The following is a 13,795-nucleotide window of genomic DNA, read 5'->3' as shown; positions in this document are numbered from 1 at the left end:
TCTCATCGGATCGGTCCACCTTGCCCCGAAGGCCGCCTTGCCCTAAAGAGCGCATTTGAAGTGGCCGGTCGCATCGATTCCCGGCCCCACCAGCTTTTGGAGGCCCCATGGCGCGCCGCAAGAAAATCTACGAAGGCAAAGCGAAAACGCTCTACGAAGGCCCGGAACCGGGCACTTTGGTGCAGTATTTCAAGGATGATGCCACCGCGTTCAACGCCGAGAAAAAGGCGACGATCGAGGGCAAGGGCGTTCTCAACAACCGCCTGTCCGAGTTTTTCATGACCGGCCTGACGTCTCTGGGCATCCCGAACCATTTCATCAAGCGTCTTAACATGCGCGAGCAGTTGATCCGCCAGTGCGAGATCATCCCGCTCGAAGTCATCGTGCGCAACTATGCCGCCGGGTCCATGGCGAAACGTTTGGGCCTCGAAGAGGGCATGCGCTTGCCGCGGCCGATCATCGAGTTTTCCTACAAAGACGATGCTCTGGGCGATCCGCTGGTGCCCGAAGAATACATCATCGCTTTCGGCTGGGCCTCTCAGCAGGACATGGACGACATCGTGGCGCTGGCGCTGCGCGTCAACGACTATATGTCCGGCGTGATGTATGGCGTGGGCATCAAGCTGATCGACTTCAAAATCGAGATCGGCCGTGTCTGGGATGGCGATTTCATGCGTCTGATCGTGGCCGATGAGATCAGCCCCGACTCCTGCCGCCTGTGGGACATCGAAAGCGGGCAGAAGCTCGACAAGGATGTGTTCCGCCGCGATCTCGGCTCGCTGACCGATGCCTATACGGAAGTGGCGCGTCGTCTGGGCGTGTTGCCGACGAATGGCCCGATCGGCGACAAGCCGACGCTGATCAACTGAACTTTCAAAGACTGCCCGAAAGAGGATAACCCCATGAAAGCCCGCGTTTTTGTCATGCTGAAAAACGGTGTTCTGGACCCCCAAGGCGCTGCCGTGCAACACGCGCTGGGTGCGCTTGGTTTTGACGGCGTGAACGAAGTCCGTCAGGGCAAGGTGATCGAGCTCGATTTGGCCGATGGCACCACGGAAGCGACGATCAACGAGATGTGCGAGAAACTCCTCGCCAACACGGTGATCGAAAGCTACCGGGTCGAATTGCTCTGAGCCTTATGACTCTTTGAAGATTTGAAAGCGCCCGTCAGGTTTTCTGACGGGCGTTTTTCGTTGGTCTGCGCTTTGCACAAGTTCCGGTTCGCCAGCGGCATGTTGCTCCGCTTATCTCAAGAGAGATAAACAGGAGCTTTCGCGATGAATTTTCAAGGACTTCCCACCCTCACGGCCCATGCCTATCGACTGGGCAAACCCGATGCCAACGGGCAGGCGCCCGAGCATGTGCTGAACCCTTATGAGGCGGCGCCCTGTCGGCATTGCCTGCGCAATATCCCCAAAGGCCACGGCATGTTGATTTGCGCGCATCGACCTTTTGAGACCCGCAATCCCTATGCGGAAACCGGTCCGATTTTCCTCTGCGCCGCCGCCTGCGCGCCCTCTCGGGGTGAGGGCTTGCCGGAGGTTTTGACCACTTCTCCTGACTATCTGATCAAGGGCTATTCCGTGGACGAGCGCATCGTTTATGGCACCGGGCGGGTGACGCCACAGGCCGAGATCGAAAGCTATTGCGCAGCCCTTTTGGCGCGTGACGAGATCGCCTTTGTCGACATCCGATCCGCGCGCAATACTTGCTGGCAGGTTCGGGTGACGCGATAAGCGGGCTTTAAAGACGGGAGGCACTGTCCTATGAGAGGGGTGTTTCTCTGTTTCAGATCAAAAGGTTCTCGATGTTCTTTCGCCTCAAATCCGCCGCTTTGCTCACTCTTGCTTCCGTTCAGGTGATCGCACCTGATCTGGCGCGTGCCCAAGAGGTCACGCAGTTTCACCACAAGCAATGGCAGGCGAAATGTGGGCCGGACTATTGCGCGCTGAGCCCACGCGCGCATCCCATTTTGTCGCTCGCGCGCAGTCATGATAGCGGGCATGACCGTGGCAACTGGGTTATGAGTCTGCGCAATCGGGAAATGCTGGAGCAGGGCGTGATCCAGATCGACGGGGCCGTGCTGGACCTGCCCGAAGATGTCGAGATCACTTTCCCCGAGGCGCTGCTCGACGGCAACACGCTTGAGATCGTTTACGCCGCCGAAGGCTTTAGCGAAGGTGTGTCTCTCGCGGGGATCAAGGCGGCGCTGCTTTGGGCCGAAGACCAGCAGGGACGCATCAAGGATCGTCTCGGGGATCGCAAGCTGACGCTGCACCAACCCGATTGGGCGGCCTTGCAGGCTGAGGCGCGCACGATCACCGAGGAGATGTGTGACGGACCCTTGCCCGGCGTGCTGGACAATGAGGCCGCGCCGCAAGAGATCGAAGGTCACCCGGAGCTGCGCGTGTTGTCGCAGCTGTGCTGGACGGCGGCCTATAATGTGGGCTCTCAGGTCTATCTTTTGGGGCCGGAGCTGGACGGCGTGGCCCCGGTGCGGGGCGCGGCCATTGATGAAGAGGGCGCGGCTGTGCCGGAACTGGCGCTTTGGGGCATTCAGGGCGACACGCGCCTGCTCGACAGTTTCTACAAGGGGCGGGGCATCGGCGATTGTTTCACCCAGGAGAGCTACCGCTTCGACGGGTTTTCCTATGTGCTGGAGCGCCGTGTCGTAGATGACGCCTGTGACCAGAAAATCATCCCCCATGTGGTCTGGCCTGAATGACAAAGCACCTTGCGGACGTCAGGGCGCGTGAAGAGTCTTGAATAGGCAGGGGACAACGCGTATCAGGCGCGTAAACCGCCCTCACAGGAGTCCCGCCCGATGAAAGCCGCCGTTCTGCAATTCCCCGGTTCCAACTGTGACCGCGACATGGCCATGGCGCTGAAACAGGCGGGCGCCGATGTCACCATGGTCTGGCACAAAGAGGCCGATCTTCCGGCCGGTGTCGATGTGATCGGGGTTCCGGGCGGCTTTTCCTATGGCGACTACCTGCGCTGTGGCGCGATTGCGGCCAATTCGCCGATCACCAAGGCGCTGAAAGCCCACGTCGACCGTGGCGGCTATGCCTTTGGCATCTGCAACGGCTTTCAGGTGCTGACCGAGGCGCGGCTTTTGCCCGGTGCTCTCTTGCGCAACGCCGGTCTGAAATACATCTGCCGCACCGTGGGTCTGGCGGTCGAGACCACCGACAGCCCCTATACCTCGGCTTACGCTCAAGGCCAGCATATCGGCATTCCGATTGCGCACCATGACGGCAATTTCACCGCCGACGAAGACACGCTCGACCGGCTCGAAGGCGAGGGCCTTGTGGCGTTTCGCTATCTCGACAACCCGAACGGCTCCAAGCGCAACATCGCGGGCATCCTGTCGGAAAACCGCCGTGTGCTTGGCATGATGCCGCACCCGGAGCGCGCGTCCGAGGCGGCGCATGGCAATGAAGACGGCAAGGCTTTCTTTACCTCGCTGCTCGATGCGGTGGTTTCCGCCTGACACGTCGGTTTTCCGGCAAGAATTTGCTCAAAACGCTCCCGAGAGGGGGCGTTCCTGCTTTGTGGACCTCTGGCTTCCCCTTGCGGGGGAGGCCCGCGCCCGCGTAATCTCACCGCATGAGCGATATCGGGGGAAAATCTGACGCGGGAAGAGCCCGCACCATGGGCTGGACCGGGCGTCTGGCCCTGATCGGTTTTGTCGCGGCTGCGATTGGCGTGGTCTGGGTGTCGAACCTTTTGCTGACCGAACGCTACACCACCGTGACCCGCAACCGCGCCGAGGTGCGTCAGGCGCTTTACGCCGGCAACCTGATGAGCGAATTGCAGCGAAACTCCATCGTGCCGACGCTTTTGTCGCGCGACCCGGTTCTGGTCGGCGCGCTCACCTCGAATGATTTTCAGCAGACCTCGCAACACCTGATCACCTATGTGGACGAGATCGGCGCGGCGGGGATCACGCTTTTGGACGAAACGGGCCGGGTGGTCGCGGCCACGGATCGTTCGCTTTTGGGCACCAACAACCGCCAAAGTCCGAATTTCGTCGATGCGCTGCGCTCCAACGATACGATTTTCAAGGCCCTGCAACTCGACAATGGCGCCTATGAGTTCAGCTATTCGCGCCGCATTGACGTCAACAACTCGCTCGCAGGCGTCATCGTGGTCAAGGTCGATCTCGCCAAGTTCGAGAAAAGCTGGGCGGGGATTTCGGATGCGGTGATTGTGGTCAATTCCGAGGGCAATATCATCCTCTCGACCGAACCGCGCTGGCGCTCGAAATCCGAGGGCGAGGCCTTGGCCACCCGCGATGCGCCCACCGCCATCGAACGCGCCTTTCAACTGACGACGGATTGGTCGGCGAGCCCGGATGAGACCTATCTGGGCGGCGAGGCAGTGATGCGTCTGGAAAGCCGCATTCCGTTTCGCGGCTGGCGCATGACGTCCTTCACCACCTACGCCTCGGTGCGCGAGCGGGTGAACGGGTTTCTGGCGCTTGAGATCATGGGGTTTGCCATTTTGCTGTCGGGCGCGTTCTACATGACCTCGCGCCGCGCCGTGTCGCGGGCGGGTCTGTTCCAACGTGAAAGCGCTGAGCTGCGCCAGTTGAACGCCGCCCTGCAACGCGAGATTGCCGAACGCAAACGCGCTGAGAAAAGCCTTGAGGTCGCCGAACAGACCCTGGCGCAATCGTCGAAACTGGCGGTGTTGGGCGAGATGTCGGCCGCCGTCAGCCACGAGTTGAACCAGCCCCTGGCGGCGATGAAAACCTATCTTGCGGGCGCGCGGCTTCTGATCAAACGCAAGCGCTCCGAGGAGGCTTTGGCCTCTTTCGGGCGGATCGACGATCTGATCGAACGCATGGGCGCGATCACCAAACAGTTGAAATCCTACGCCCGCAAAGGCTCGGATCAATTGCAGGAGATCGACCTGCGCGATTGCGTGTCCTCGGCCTTGTCGATGATGGAGCCGCAATTCCGTCAGGGCGCGGTGGAGATCATCAAAAGCCTTCCGCCCGAACCCGTCATGGTCGACGGCGACCGTGTGCGGTTGGAGCAGGTCTTGGTGAACCTGTTGCGCAATGCTTTTGACGCCAGCAAAGCCTCCGAGGAGCCGCAGATCGAGATCATGGTCACCGGCGGCGTTTTGGGCGGCACTCAAGCAAGTGTGACCGTGCGTGACAACGGCACAGGCATCGAAAACCTCGACGATCTGTTCGAGCCTTTCTACACCACCAAGGCGCCGGGCGACGGGGTAGGGCTTGGCCTTGCGATCTCCTCGGGGATCGTGGCCGAGCTGGGCGGGCGTTTGATGGCGCGCAACCGGCCCACGGGCGGCGCGGCCTTTGAAATGGTGCTGCCGCTGTCGCGCGAGGCGCAGCACGCGGCGGAATAAACGATAGAATTTTGGGAACCAAACGGGTCTCTGAGACGTTTAGCCCTACTGGGCTACAAGAAAAAGGAAGAACACCCATGGCGACGGCAATGAAAATCGCGATCGTCGATGACGAACAGGACATGCGCCAATCCATCAGCCAATGGTTGGCGCTGTCGGGCTTTGACACGGAGACATTTTCCAGCGCGGAGGATGCGGTCAAATCTTTGGGTCCCGATTATCCGGGCGTGGTCATCACCGACATCAAGATGCCCGGCATGGACGGCATGCAGTTTCTCAAGAAATTGATGAGCACAGACAGCGGGTTACCGGTCATCATGATCACCGGCCACGGCGATGTGCCGATGGCGGTGGAGGCGATGCGGATCGGGGCGTTTGACTTTCTCGAAAAGCCGTTCAACCCGGACCGGATGACGGAACTGGCGAAGAAAGCCACCAATGCCCGGCGTCTGACGCTCGACAACCGGGCCTTGCGCCGCGAATTGTCGGATGGCACCGGCATCATGAACAAATTGATTGGTGCGTCTCCTGTCATGGAGCGTCTGCGTGAGGATATTCTCGATCTCGGCCAAGCCGACGGGCATGTGTTGATCGACGGCGAAACCGGCACCGGCAAGACCTTGGTGGCCCACGCGTTGCACGCGGTCGGCACGCGCGCGTCGAAGAAATTCATCACCTTCGCCTGCGCGGGCCGCGATGAGGCCGATCTGACGCGGCGGCTGTTTGGGCCGGACCCGGACGGGCAAATTCAACCGCTCATTGAGGAAGCACGAGGCGGGACATTGGTGCTTGAGGACATTGAGGCCATGCCAATGACGCTTCAGGCGCGACTCTTGAAGTGGATCGACGAACAGGGCACGCCGCCGGAGACGCGCATCATCGCGATTTGTAACCTTCAGGAACAGGGCCGGACCTGTGAATCTGCACTGCGTCCCGACCTCTATTTTCGTCTGGCCGCGATGAAGATCACCACGCCGCCGCTGCGCTCGCGCGGGGAGGACATTTTGCTCCTGTTCACGCAACTTTCTCAGCAATTCGCCGAAGAATACGGCTGCGATGCGCCGGAGGTTTCCGCCCAAGAAGCCGCCCAATTGTTGCAGGCGCCGTGGCCGGGCAACATCCGTCAACTGATCAATGTGGCCGAACGCTCAGTGCTGCAAAGCCGTCGCGGATCGGGCTCGATCACCTCGCTTCTGCTGTCGGAATCTGACGCGCCGGAGCAGCAGACGATGACCACAGAGGGCAAGCCTTTGAAGGAATATGTCGAGGCTTTCGAGCGCATGTTGATCGACAACACGATGCGCCGCCACAAAGGCTCGATCGTCGCGGTGATGGACGAACTCTGCCTGCCGCGCCGGACGCTGAATGAAAAAATGGCCAAATACGGGCTGCAACGCTCGGATTATTTGTGACATGTTGAAGCGGGTGTGAAAGCGCCCGCTTTTTAAATGTGTATTTAAAGAGTCGAATTTCAAACGCGTAAACCACGGATCGTTTTGCATTTGACGGTGTTGCTTTTCTTAAGTCTTTCCATTGTGTTTTGACTCAGCAACTTGGCTGTCGTTATCGCCGGTGTCTGGACGCTTTTGCGCAGGCGCTATGCATTGGGAACGGGCATTTTCTTGCTTTCTTGGCATTTTATACCCTGCCGCAACTCTACTCATATTTTCAGCTTCGCAGCGCCGAACGTGACCTGATGGAGATGGCGTATCACGATATAGAGAAACTTGATATGCATGGTCGCCGTGTTCTTTGTCTGATGTCGCATGATGATGGCGAGGGGAGAGTGGCCTCTTTTTGTGAGCGTATGTTCGAGCGCTATACGCCCACAGAGATGATCGTTGTGGGCAGTTTTGAAGGCGACCAAGTCATGGCGTCAACGACTTTAGATTTGAGCGAGTTAAGAGGGGAGAGGCTGCGAGTTGAGGCGCGGAAGATGCCAGATGGGCGTGGCTATCAGGCGACCGTCGCAGAGCCGGCGGAAGGGCAGGTCGCGGTTTCCGATTACGATGTACTCCTGCGGCTGTCGACATTGGTGCCCGAGGAGAATGACAGGCTGAAACTCACCTCTTCTGAAATATACGAGGCCTATGATCTGTCTGTTCAAGGCCTGCCTGTCGCCCGGCTCGCCACAGGTCATGTAAGGGTCTGTAAAGGCTGGTTTTGGTTCATCGGGGACGTTGAGAAAGTCCCACGCTTCTATCGGAGGTCTGCCAATGTCCGGGCGTTTTTTCGGTGATTCCGCTGTCTTGGACGGGGCCGTGTTTTGTTATTTGGGCATTAAAACTCTTAAGAGGGGAAAGGTCGTAAATGATCAGTATTAGCACTTGGGACCTGATTGTAATTTTATTTTTGGGCGTCCTGATTGTGCTGACGCCGATTGTTTTTTTCCTATGGGGGATGCGGTTAATCCGGCGTGGTCGGAAGGGCATCGGTTATACCTTTGTCGTTCTTCCGATTGGGTATTATCTCATCCCAAATGTTATTGCTGGTGTACAGTATCTGACGATGCGCTCCTACACTATGTCGCAGTGGGAAGTGCCTGAGACGCCTCTTACCGTGGAAGGGCGCAGTATTCTTTGTATTTCGGAGAGCGAAGGCGTCCCATCGGTTTGTAGAAACCTCCTCGAATATCGTGCACCTTCCGGGATGATCCATGTTCAGGTTTCCGACGAGGTCGATGATACAGGTGATTTGGACGCCACCTATCAGAGGGTTGAACGTCTGACTGTTGAGACTGAAATGTTCTATGAACATGAGATTACGAATGTCGTTCAGACGCCGATAGAGCTGAAAGTAAAACCGGAACAATACGACGTTGTGATCCGGGAATTTCGGGCGCACCAGCGCGAGGAGCATAAAGAACGCATGCTGCGAAATCTTCATGTCCGGTTTGTTCAAGTGTTCGATAAAACGCAAAAAGCGGGTCCCGTGGCACAGTTTGCAGACGGGCAGGCACAGTTGAATTTTGGCATCTTATGGATGTTCAGAGACTATGTTTATGTTCCCGATAGCGATAAAATGAATCTGAGGCGCAATCGTTTCATCTGTGGGGATGATGCCAATCCACACTGCTCGGGATATTGAATGTAAAAAGGCGTCCCGATTGGGACGCCTTTCTCATATCTTAGCGAGGGAGCCTCAGATGTGGTCTGCCACCCATTTGGCATAGGCTTCGAGCCAGGATTTGAGGAAATCCTCGGTGCCTTCGGTGACGATCTTGCCGTCCTCATCAAAGAGGTTCCAAAGGTTGCCGATATAAGCTTCGGGCTGTTGCATGGCGGGCATGTTGAGGAACACCAGCGGCTGGCGCAGGTGGTGGTTGGCGCCGAAACCGCCGATGCCCGAGGGGCTTGCGGTCACGATGCCGGCGGGCTTGCCGCCCCAGGCGCTGTCGCCATAGGGGCGCGAACCCACATCCAGCGCGTTTTTGATCGCGGCGGGCATGGAGCGGTTGTATTCCGGGGTTACGAAGAGCACGCCATCGGCGGCTTTGATCTCTTTGCGGAAACGCGTCCAGGAGGCGGGCGGCGTGTCGGTGTCGAGGTCTTCGTTATAAAACGGCAGATCGCCGATTTCGACGAAATCGAATTCAAGGCCCTCAGGGGCGATTTTGGTCAGCGCTTTGGCGAGCTTCAGGGTGTGCGAGTCTTTGCGGAGCGAGCCAACGAGAACAGCGATACGGGTCATGGTACATCCTTTCGGGATTGCGCAGGGGGGCTGCGCGTTTGTGCTAAATCTTGATTTTTAATGTAATATTGCGAGCGCAAATAAACAGTGAAACTTATGTGCAGCGCAGCACCTGATCCCTGTCTCCGTGCACATTGAAAAACTTTTGGCTGTTCGCGGGTGAAAAGCTTTTGTTAAGCGGTTTTGCGCTATTTTATGCGGCGAAACGTCTTTTTGCCCGGTTTTCAAGGTCGAACTCAGGCCGAACTTGGGCCGAAAATGTCGTTTCCATGAATTTGCGTGTTGTCTAAAGGCACATGCATCACTACTGATATAAGAACGCAGGTCCGCTTGGTGGCATTCCCGCCCCGGAAACCGCGTGTGAAAGATTCGCTGTATGCGTGTGTTGGAGGCCCGGGGTCGCGAAAACGATCGACTGTAAGGCACCTCCCGCAGAACAGACCGATACCGCCGCATGGAATGACAAAACCTCGGCACGAACCGTCCCGACACTCCTTTAATCAGGATGCGCGGGATTTAAATGGGCGCAAGAGTGACAGAGATCACGCGATGCGCCGGAGAAGAAACGCGATGCAACGCGCACAGGCACGAAGAAACGCAGACACGGGGGCCCTTGGCCGCTGTTCGTTTGCGACCGCTGCCTTAGCCGATCCGCTCGCCCCAAAACATCACCCGCAAACTCGCGCCGCCTCTTTCAACAGGGGCGCGCCCGTACCGGGTGCCGGAAGACAAATTCAATGGCAAAGAAAATGCTCATCGACGCCACCCACGCGGAGGAAACCCGCGTTGTGGTGGTCGACGGAAACAAGGTCGAGGAATTCGACTTTGAATCGGAAAACAAACGCCAGCTCGCTGGCAACATCTACCTTGCAAAAGTAACGCGCGTTGAGCCGTCCTTGCAGGCGGCCTTCGTGGATTACGGCGGCAACCGCCACGGCTTTTTGGCCTTTTCGGAAATCCACCCGGATTACTACCAAATCCCGGTTGCGGACCGTGAGGCATTGCTGGCCGAAGAGCTGGCCTATGCCAAAGCGCTCGAAGAGGAAGAAGACAAGCCCAAGCGTTCTCGTCGCCGCCGCACGCGGTCGCGCTCGAAATCCGATGAGACCCAATCCGGTGACGTGAAAGCGGAAGGGCTCAAGAGCGAGGATGCGGTGGAGACCAAAGAGGTCGATCTGCCCGCAGAGGATGGCTCTGAGGCCGACACCCGCGCCGTGTCCGGCCCCGTTTCTGGTCCCGTTTCTGGCATGGATGTGATCGAGCCGGAGGCCTCCGAGGCCGATGCTCTGATTGCAGACGACGTTGCAGAAGAGCCGGCTCAAGATGCCGAAACCGCAGAGGCTTCGGTCGAAGAGGGCACATCGCCCGCGTTCACCGTGCAGGAAACGCCGGTAGAAGAGCCGGAAGATGAGGCGGAAACGGCGAAAGAGAGCGCATCTGACGACGAGGCGACCCAAGACGACGCAGACTCCGATGACGAGTCTGACGATGAAGACGACTCTGATGAAGACGATGCAGAGACGGCTGCCGACAAGGACGAGTCCATCGAAAGCATCGCCGACGATGACACCGACGAGGAAGTGCGCCCGAAACGCAAACCGCGTCCGCGTCGCTACAAAATCCAGGAAGTCGTCAAAGTGCGTCAGGTCATGCTGGTGCAGGTCGTCAAGGAAGAGCGCGGCAACAAAGGCGCGGCGCTGACCACCTACCTGTCGCTGGCCGGTCGCTACTGTGTCCTGATGCCGAACACCGCACGTGGCGGTGGCATTTCGCGCAAGATCACCAACGCCGCAGACCGCAAGAAACTCAAAGAGATCGCAGGCGAATTGGAAGTGCCGCAGGGCGCCGGTCTGATCATCCGCACGGCGGGTGCACAGCGCACCAAGACGGAGATCAAACGCGATTACGACTATCTCAAACGGATGTGGGAACAGATCCGCGAACTGACCCTCAAATCTGTCGCACCGGCGAAGATTTACGAGGAAGGCGATCTGATCAAACGCTCGATCCGCGACCTTTACAACAAGGACATCGACGAGGTCTTTGTCGAGGGCGAGATGGGCTATCGCGAGGCCAAGGACTTCATGCGCATGATCATGCCGTCCCACGCCAAGAACGTGAAACACTACGCCGATCAACTGCCGCTCTTCGCCCGTTATCAGGTCGAAAGCTACCTCGCGGGCATGTTCAACCCAACCGTGCAGCTCAAATCTGGCGGCTATATCGTGATCGACGTGACCGAAGCCTTGGTCGCCGTCGATGTGAACTCGGGCCGCGCCACGAAAGAGGGCTCGATCGAAGACACCGCGCTCAAGACCAACCTGGAGGCCGCCGAAGAGGTGGCACGTCAGGCGCGTCTGCGTGACTTGGCCGGTCTGATCGTGATCGACTTTATCGACATGGAAGAGCGCCGCAACAACACGGCGGTCGAGAAGCGTCTGAAAGACAAACTGAAAACCGACCGCGCGCGCATTCAGGTGGGCCGTATCTCCGGTTTCGGCCTGTTGGAAATGTCGCGTCAGCGTCTGCGTCCGGGCATGCTTGAGGCGACGACCCAGCCGTGCCCACATTGTCACGGCACGGGTCTGATCCGCTCCGACGACAATATGGCGCTGTCCATCCTGCGCCAGCTCGAAGAAGAGGGCACGCGCAAGCGGTCCCGCGAAGTGCTGCTGAAGGCGCCTGTGGCCATCGTCAACTATCTGATGAACCAGAAACGCGAAAAGATTGCCCAGATCGAAGCGCGCTATGGCATGGCGATCCGCATCGAGGCCGATCCTTTCCTGATCTCGCCGGACTTCTCCATTGAGAAATTCAAAACCGCCACCCGCGTGGTGCCGGAGGTGAGCGCGACGGTGATCTCTGCCTCTGCCGATCTGATGTCGGATTACGACGACGATGAGGTCGAGGATCAGGTCGAGGACGAGGTGAACGAGGCCGAAGAGGGGGCCGCTGAGACAGTGGATGAGACCTCTGAGGATCAAAAGCCGAAGAAACGCCGTCGTCGTCGTCGTCGTCGCAAGTCGCGTGACGAAAACGGTGAAAACGGCGAGGCTGGGGCCGAAGAGGGGGAAACCTCTGAAGGCGAGGGCGCCGAGGCTCCGGAGGCTTCGCAAGAGGCTGAGGCCGCGTCTACGTCTGAGGACACTCCGACAGAAGAGGCCCCGAAGAAACGCACCCGCAGCCGCCGCAAAAAGGCCGAGCCGGTCGAAGAGGTGGCGTCTGAGGACGGGGCCGAGGCCGCCAAAGAGACCACGGAGGCGGCCGCAGAGGCTCCGGTCGAAGAAAAGCCGAAGCGCACCCGCACGCGTCGCAAAAAGGTCGAGGAGCCTGTCGCAGAGGGCGCCGAGGCCGCCGCAGAAGAGGCGCCGAAGCCGAAGCGTAAGCGTCGCACCAAGGCGGAGATCGAGGCTGACAAGGCTGCGAAAGCTGCTGCTGAAGCGGAAAAATCTGCGGCAGAGGCGGCAGAGCAACCGGCTGTTGAGGCCGCGCCTGAGGTGGCTTCGCAAGAGGCAGCTCCTGAGACTGTTGCTGAGGTCGCACCTGAGGCTGTGGAAACGCCGGTGACCGAGGTGCCCGCGGTTGAAGCCGTTGTTGAGACGGCCCCTGAGCCTGTGGCAGAGGCATCTGTGGAGGTTGCGGAAGCGCCGGAACCCGCCGCAGAGCCTGCGCCGGAGCCTACGCCAGAACCCGTGACTGAGCAGCCCGCCAACGCGGAGGCTGAACCGGAATCGGACAAGCCGAAGCGCCGGGGCTGGTGGAGCCGCTGAGGCACGCCCTCTGAAGCACACTCGCAAAGACATGAAACGGTCGGGCACAGTCCCGGCCGTTTTTTTGCGACCTCTCCGATGCGCTCTCAAACGAGAATGTGAGCCGCTGCGACAGTCACGACGCTGGTCAGAACCGCTTTCCTGTGGCATGAGCAAAACATGTTCGGAATTGATCTCTTTGACGCCACGCTTCTGCCCTCCATGTTCGTCGCGCTTGCGGCGGGGATGGTGTCGTTTCTAAGCCCCTGCGTCCTGCCCATCGTGCCGCCCTATCTGGCCTATATGTCCGGGATTTCGATGAACGAACTCACCGGGGGGGGCAAGGCCTCGCGTAAGGCGATCCTGCCCGCCTTGATGTTCGTTCTGGGGCTCTCGACTGTGTTCCTGTTCATGGGCTTCACGGCCTCAGCGTTTGGCATGTTTTTCCTGAAAAATCAGGTGCTTTTCGCGCGTATATCAGGCGTGGTGATCATCATTCTGGGCCTGCATTTCCTGTCGGTCTTCCGCATTCCGATCCTCGACCGCGAAGCGCGTCTGGACGCGGGCGACAAGGGCGGTACGGCTTTGGGCGCTTACGTTTTGGGCCTTGCTTTCGCTTTTGGCTGGACGCCCTGCATCGGGCCGCAACTGGGCGCGATCCTGTCGATGGCGGCGTCTGAGGGGTCCGTGTCGCGCGGCACCACGCTTTTGGCAACCTATGCCATTGGCCTCGGCCTGCCGTTCCTCTTGTCCGCGATTTTCATCACCCGCGCGGTTGGGTTGATGAACCGCCTCAAACGCCATATGGGCCTTATTGAAAAAATCATGGGCGGGCTTTTGTTGTTCGTGGGGCTTTTGATGGTCACCGGCGCTTTCTCGCGCCTGTCGTATTGGCTTTTGGAAACTTTCCCTGCACTGAGCCAACTGGGTTAAAGGGGCTTAATTTCGCCCGAAACCCGCGTTAGTCTACCGAA

At 58.8% G+C, this 13,795-nt stretch carries 12 protein-coding genes; 11 read left to right on the top strand and 1 reads right to left on the bottom strand.

All coding sequences use genetic code 11. The annotated features are described in order from the left end of the window. Positions 1 to 107: 107 nt before the first annotated feature. From purC to ACN0X0_RS02095, 9 genes are all read left to right on the top strand, one after another. Positions 108 to 869: a phosphoribosylaminoimidazolesuccinocarboxamide synthase gene (purC, locus tag ACN0X0_RS02135; RefSeq protein WP_167600691.1), complete on the top strand. Its 762-nt coding sequence runs from the start codon at positions 108 to 110 to the stop codon at positions 867 to 869. Positions 870 to 902: 33 nt separating this feature from the next. Beyond that, positions 903 to 1,133: a phosphoribosylformylglycinamidine synthase subunit PurS gene (purS, locus tag ACN0X0_RS02130; protein WP_219784739.1), complete on the top strand. Its 231-nt coding sequence runs from the start codon at positions 903 to 905 to the stop codon at positions 1,131 to 1,133. Positions 1,134 to 1,277: 144 nt separating this feature from the next. Further along, positions 1,278 to 1,736 (top strand): DUF1203 domain-containing protein, encoded by a 459-nt coding sequence (locus ACN0X0_RS02125; protein ID WP_417277818.1) that lies wholly within the window; start codon positions 1,278 to 1,280, stop codon positions 1,734 to 1,736. A gap of 71 nt (positions 1,737 to 1,807) precedes the next feature. Then, positions 1,808 to 2,725 (top strand): DUF1176 domain-containing protein, encoded by a 918-nt coding sequence (locus ACN0X0_RS02120; protein WP_417277817.1) that lies wholly within the window; start codon positions 1,808 to 1,810, stop codon positions 2,723 to 2,725. A gap of 99 nt (positions 2,726 to 2,824) precedes the next feature. Next, positions 2,825 to 3,493 carry a phosphoribosylformylglycinamidine synthase subunit PurQ gene (purQ, locus tag ACN0X0_RS02115; protein WP_226550495.1) on the top strand — a complete coding sequence of 223 codons (669 nt, stop codon included), beginning with the start codon at positions 2,825 to 2,827 and terminating at the stop codon, positions 3,491 to 3,493. A gap of 161 nt (positions 3,494 to 3,654) precedes the next feature. Continuing rightward, entirely contained in the window at positions 3,655 to 5,382 is a 1,728-nt protein-coding gene (locus tag ACN0X0_RS02110) for a sensor histidine kinase (protein WP_417277816.1), read from the top strand. A gap of 77 nt (positions 5,383 to 5,459) precedes the next feature. Beyond that, positions 5,460 to 6,794 carry a sigma-54-dependent transcriptional regulator gene (locus ACN0X0_RS02105; RefSeq protein WP_219784735.1) on the top strand — a complete coding sequence of 445 codons (1,335 nt, stop codon included), beginning with the start codon at positions 5,460 to 5,462 and terminating at the stop codon, positions 6,792 to 6,794. A gap of 218 nt (positions 6,795 to 7,012) precedes the next feature. After that, positions 7,013 to 7,621, top strand: coding sequence for a hypothetical protein (locus ACN0X0_RS02100; RefSeq protein ID WP_417277815.1), 609 nt, complete (start codon positions 7,013 to 7,015; stop codon positions 7,619 to 7,621). 71 nt (positions 7,622 to 7,692) lie between these two features. Further along, positions 7,693 to 8,469 carry a hypothetical protein gene (locus tag ACN0X0_RS02095; RefSeq protein WP_417277814.1) on the top strand — a complete coding sequence of 259 codons (777 nt, stop codon included), beginning with the start codon at positions 7,693 to 7,695 and terminating at the stop codon, positions 8,467 to 8,469. A 54-nt stretch (positions 8,470 to 8,523) separates the two neighbouring features. On the opposite strand, the gene ACN0X0_RS02090 is transcribed toward ACN0X0_RS02095, so the two are convergent. Further along, complete coding sequence (locus ACN0X0_RS02090; RefSeq protein WP_417277813.1) at positions 8,524 to 9,072, bottom strand: NADPH-dependent FMN reductase; 549 nt, start codon at positions 9,070 to 9,072, stop codon at positions 8,524 to 8,526. Between the two features lie 737 nt (positions 9,073 to 9,809). Here ACN0X0_RS02090 and ACN0X0_RS02085 point away from each other — a divergent pair. Further along, positions 9,810 to 12,842, top strand: coding sequence for an Rne/Rng family ribonuclease (locus ACN0X0_RS02085; RefSeq protein WP_417277812.1), 3,033 nt, complete (start codon positions 9,810 to 9,812; stop codon positions 12,840 to 12,842). A gap of 159 nt (positions 12,843 to 13,001) precedes the next feature. After that, on the top strand, positions 13,002 to 13,754 hold the full coding sequence (locus tag ACN0X0_RS02080; protein ID WP_417263022.1) for a cytochrome c biogenesis CcdA family protein: 753 nt from the start codon (positions 13,002 to 13,004) through the stop codon (positions 13,752 to 13,754). The last annotated feature ends 41 nt before the right edge of the window (positions 13,755 to 13,795 follow it).

It is taken from the genome of Celeribacter sp., from assembly GCF_048270365.1.
Classification (GTDB): Bacteria; Pseudomonadota; Alphaproteobacteria; order Rhodobacterales; family Rhodobacteraceae; genus Celeribacter.
This window is presented reverse-complemented; position numbering and strand designations above follow the sequence as displayed.